The organism is Methylobacterium sp. WL18, from assembly GCF_008040015.1.
GTDB classification, from domain to species: Bacteria; Pseudomonadota; Alphaproteobacteria; order Rhizobiales; family Beijerinckiaceae; genus Methylobacterium; species Methylobacterium mesophilicum.
In genome coordinates, this window is sequence record NZ_VRVD01000378.1 from 1 (window position 1) to 4,580 (window position 4,580).

Annotated in this window: 2 protein-coding genes; both read left to right on the forward strand. The window is 67.8% G+C overall.

What is annotated here, in order from left to right:
- Positions 1–116 precede the first annotated feature (116 nt).
- Positions 117–1,283: a glutathionylspermidine synthase family protein gene (locus FV228_RS20970; protein WP_147856382.1), complete on the forward strand. Its 1,167-nt coding sequence runs from the start codon at positions 117–119 to the stop codon at positions 1,281–1,283.
- A gap of 636 nt (positions 1,284–1,919) precedes the next feature.
- Positions 1,920–4,580: S8 family serine peptidase (locus FV228_RS34825; RefSeq protein ID WP_187277842.1), on the forward strand; the 2,661-nt coding region annotated here is incomplete at its 3' end.

Consider the following 4,580-nt stretch of genomic DNA (forward strand, 5'->3'; position numbering starts at 1 on the left):
AGCGTGGCGCGCGCGACGGCGTCCGCACCGCGGATGGTGTCCCGGGGCGGGTTCGGTGGGACCGGGCGGGCGATCGCTTCGGCCGGCAGCCGCTCGGGCGGGTTCGGAGGCGGCTGATGCGCCGCGTGCCCCTCCCGGAGCGTCCCGATTGGCGCGATCACGCGGCGCGGGCCGGCTTCACCGTCCACACCTTCGACGACGAACCCTACTGGGACGAGAGCGCCTACTACGCCTTCACCCTGGCCGAGATCGAGGACGACATCGAGGCGCCCACGCGGGAGCTGCATGCCCTGTGCCTCACCTTCGCCGACCGGGCCGTGTCGGACGGCGCGATCCTCGCCTCCCTGGCGATCCCCGAGCACGCCTGGGACGCCATCGCGGACAGTTTCCGGCGGCGCGACCCCTCCCTCTACGGCCGGATGGACTTCTGTTACGGCGGGGCCGGCACCGGACCGGCCAAGCTCCTCGAATACAACGCCGACACGCCGACCGCCCTCTACGAGAGCGCCGTGTTCCAGTGGCTCTGGCTGGAGGATAGTCTCGCGCGGGGACGCCTGCCGGCGGGGGCGGACCAGTTCAACGCGCTCCACGAGCGGCTGATCGCCCGCCTTGCCGCCATGGGGCTCCCCGGCGCCCTGGCGTTCACGTGCTATCCCGACGCGCCGGAGGACAGGGGCACGGTCGCCTACCTGCAAGATTGCGCCGTGCAGGCTGGGCTCGCGGCGCCGTTCGTGCCGCTCGAGGCGGTCGGCCTGTCCGAGGACGGGCGGTTCCTCGACGCCGCAGGCCGGCCGCTGGCCGCCCTGTTCAAGCTCTACCCCTGGGAATGGCTGCTCGCCGACGCGTTCGGCCCGGCAATCGGCGCTTCGCCCACCCGCTTCGTCGAACCGCCGTGGAAGGCCGTGCTCTCCAACAAGGGCCTGCTCGCCCATCTGTGGGCGATGGCGCCCGGCCACCCGAACCTCCTTCCGACCTACTTCGAGGACGATCCCGGCAAGGCGGCCCTGGGCACCTCCTTCGCGAAGAAACCGCTCGTCTCGCGTGAGGGCGCCAACATCCTGCTCGTGCGCGACGGCGTGCTCCTGGAGCGCGACGCGGGCCCCTATGGTCGCGAAGGCTTCGTGCGGCAGGCGCTGGCGGAACTCCCCGCCTTCGATGGCCGCCACGCGCTCGTCGGCAGTTGGATCGTCGGGGACGAGCCCTGCGGCCTCTGTATGCGCGAGGGGCTGGGCCGCATCACCACGGACCGGGCACGGTTCGTGCCGCATCTCATCGAAGGCTGAAGCGGGGCTCGTCAGCGCCCCGCGACCAGGGCGGAACCGTCAACCGCCCCGATTCCAGTCTTCCCATCCGTCGACGCCGCCGTGAACACGGCGCGGCCCCACTCGTGGTCCCGAGCGTGAGCCGAGCGGCCTCACCTGGGGCGCGGCGGTCGCGCCGTATCGTGCGGATGACGTGCGGCAGCGCCCTGCCGAGGGCATGCTCCGCCTGCCGGCTGGGGTGCCACGCCGTGGCATCCCGGTCACACGGCGTAGGGAAACCGCGTCTGCACAACCGACGGAAGCACCCGGCGGCCCATGCCTTCCTTGCCGATGCAAGCAATAAACATGCCATTCTGAAATTCAGTCGGTACCGCGACCCGAGACATACCGAATAAATTCCGATCAATATTATACATCAACACAATGATTGATTGATTTCGTTGTCGTTTTGAAAAGCAAAATTCCACTTGCACGCCGCGTTTTACGAGATTTAATCTTCACCTATTCGCATCGCTCGCCGCATCAGATTGAGAAAAACGACGATCCACTGCGGGGAACGACGGCGTTGTTTCCATTTCTACGGGAAAACGGGCAGATAAGATGCGTAGACATGCGTACGTCGATTGCATTTCAGGGGGTGGATTTAATCGTCGGCGCTTGATCGCGACCGCGTTGTGCCGTTCGACCCTCGGTCTGGCGGCCTTGGGTGCCTCGGTCTCGCACCACGCCCTCGCCCAGAGCCTCGCCAGCACCGACCCCGCAACGTGGCGCACGCCGGAATACCAGGCGGATTGGGGCCTGGAGGCGATGCACGCCGCCGACGCCTACGCGGCCGGCTATACCGGCCTGGGCGTCACCGTCGGGGTGGTCGATTCCGGCGTCTACAGAGCCCACCCGGAATTCGCCGATGGCCGCATCAAGCCGCTGACCTTGACCGGCACGTTCGGTGCCGACGGGTTTTACTTCATGGATTGGTCTGGAAACCCGATCAATCGATCACCGCGACCCACCAGCTTCTCCGGCGGCCAGCCCTACAGCGTTCCGGGCGCGTACAATGCTGCCTACAACGATCCGCACGGAACGCATGTGACCGGCACGATCGGGGCCTCCCGAGACGGCGTCGGCATGCATGGCGTGGCGTTCAACGCCAACGTCTACGTTACCAACACGCAATCCACCGACGAGATGACGTACGGTGCCAACGCCGATTACGCCTACTTCAAGAACGCTTATGGCAGCTTGGCTGCGGCCGGGGCCCGGGCCATCAACACGTCGTGGGGAAATTCACCGCCCGCCGACAGCTACAACAACATCGAGGGACTCGTAAGCTCCTACGCAAATTTTATCGGCAAGAAGACATATCTTGATGCACTTGCTGAAGTAGCCAAGAAATATGATCCGATCCTGGTCTTCGCCGCCGGAAATAATTCTACCGCTCATCCGGACACGCGATCCGTACTTCCATATTTTCAATCGGATCTCGAACGCAACTGGGTGACCGTCGGGGCCACGCGTCGGGACGATCAGGGCCGATCCGATCCCAGCCGTCTTGTATTGGACATCTACTCAGTAAAAGCAGGCGCCGCAAAATATTGGTATGTCGCAGCACCCGGCGGCGCGATCACGAGCACCGTTCCACCTTCGGCTCCAGGGGATGCCTGGACGGCCGATCACTGGCACGTCGATCTGAACAAACAGAGCGGCTACTCGACCGTGAACGGCACCTCGATGGCCGCGCCGCATGCCACGGGCGCACTCGCGGTGATCATGCAGCGCTATCCGTACATGACCAACCAGCAGGCGCGCGACGTCCTGCTCACCACCGCCTATCACCGCAACGCCGTCGATGGCGTGCCAGACGCCAACCCGAACGCCCCCAACGCGATCTGGGGCTGGGGCGTGATCGACCTCAACAAGGCCATGAAGGGGCCGGGCCAGTTCCTCGGTCCCGTCGTCGCCAACCTGCCGACCGGCACCAGCGACACGTGGTCGAACGACATCTCAGAGGATGCCCTCGTCCAGCGCAAGCAGGAGAACGATGCCGAGGCCGCCGCCTGGCCCGCCCGGAAGGCAGACGGGGATCGGCAGCGCACCGTTCCGGCCCTTCAGGCCGCCATTCCCACGGCGCGCAACACCCTCGACGCTGTGGTCAAGGCCTTGGGCAGGGGCAATCAGGCGGCCATTCTAACCGCTCTCAAGGTCGCCGGCGCGGACCCGGTCGCCAGCGTCATTCTCGACACCTTCATTGATGGCACCGGATACCGGCGCTATTGGCCACTCACCAACTATGGCTACGCCCGTGGCTATGTCGGCTGGCGGCTGGGGAGCTATCTCGCGGGCCTGACCAGCGCCGACTACGCACGAACCGCCGTAGCGGTCGCCGCCGAATGGCAAGCGGAAATCCCGCTCGAGACCACCCGCATCGCGTCCTTCGCGTCGATCCCGACCCGCGGCAGCCTGATCAAGACCGGCGGCGGCACGCTCACGCTCACCGGCACCAACAGCTATTCCGGCGGCACCACCTTCGCCGGCGGTACTTTGTCCGTGTCGCGCGACGCCAGCCTCGGCGCGGCCTCCGCCCCGCTCAGCTTCGACGGCGGCGTCCTGCAGGTCACCGGCACCGGCTTCACCGCCACCGACCGGCCGATCACCTGGGCCGCGGGCGGCGGCGGGCTCGACATCGCCGACCCGGCCAACACCTTCACCCTCACCCAGTCGCTCACCGGCACCGGCGGCCTGGCCAAGCTCGGCGCCGGAACCCTCGCGCTGTCGGGCACCAACACCTACGCGGGCGCCACCACCATCGCGGCCGGCACCCTCCAGGTCGGGGACGGCGGCACCGCGGGCAGCCTCGTCGGCGATGTCGCCAACGCCGGCACCCTGGCGTTCAACCGGGCCGACGCCGTCACCTTCGCGGGTACCATCTCCGGCCCCGGCGGCCTGACCAAGCTCGGCGCCGGCACGCTCACGCTGACCGCCGCCCACAGCTTCACCGGCCCGACCACCGTCGCCGCCGGCGGGCTCGGCCTCACCGCCCCCGCCAGCCTGGTCTCGCCGGTGATCACCCTCGCCGGCACCACCCTGACCCATGCCGGGACGCTCGCCGGCGGCCTGACCAACGCCGGCATCACCCTCACCAGCGGCACCATCGCGGGCGGGATCACCAACACCGGCAGCCTCACCGCCACCGGGGGTGCCCTCGACGGCGCCATCCGCAACGCCGGGCAGGTCGCCGTCACCGGGGCGGTCTCCTCCGACGCCGGCTTCGCCAACGCCGCCGGCGCCAGCCTGACCGTCTCCGGCCGCTACGCCCTGGCC

What these genes read in the sequence shown, in the direction of transcription:
- FV228_RS20970 (WP_147856382.1), top strand. Translation starts at nt 117, where the DNA reads ATGCGCCGCGTGCCCCTCCCGGAGCGTCCCGATTGGCGCGATCACGCG.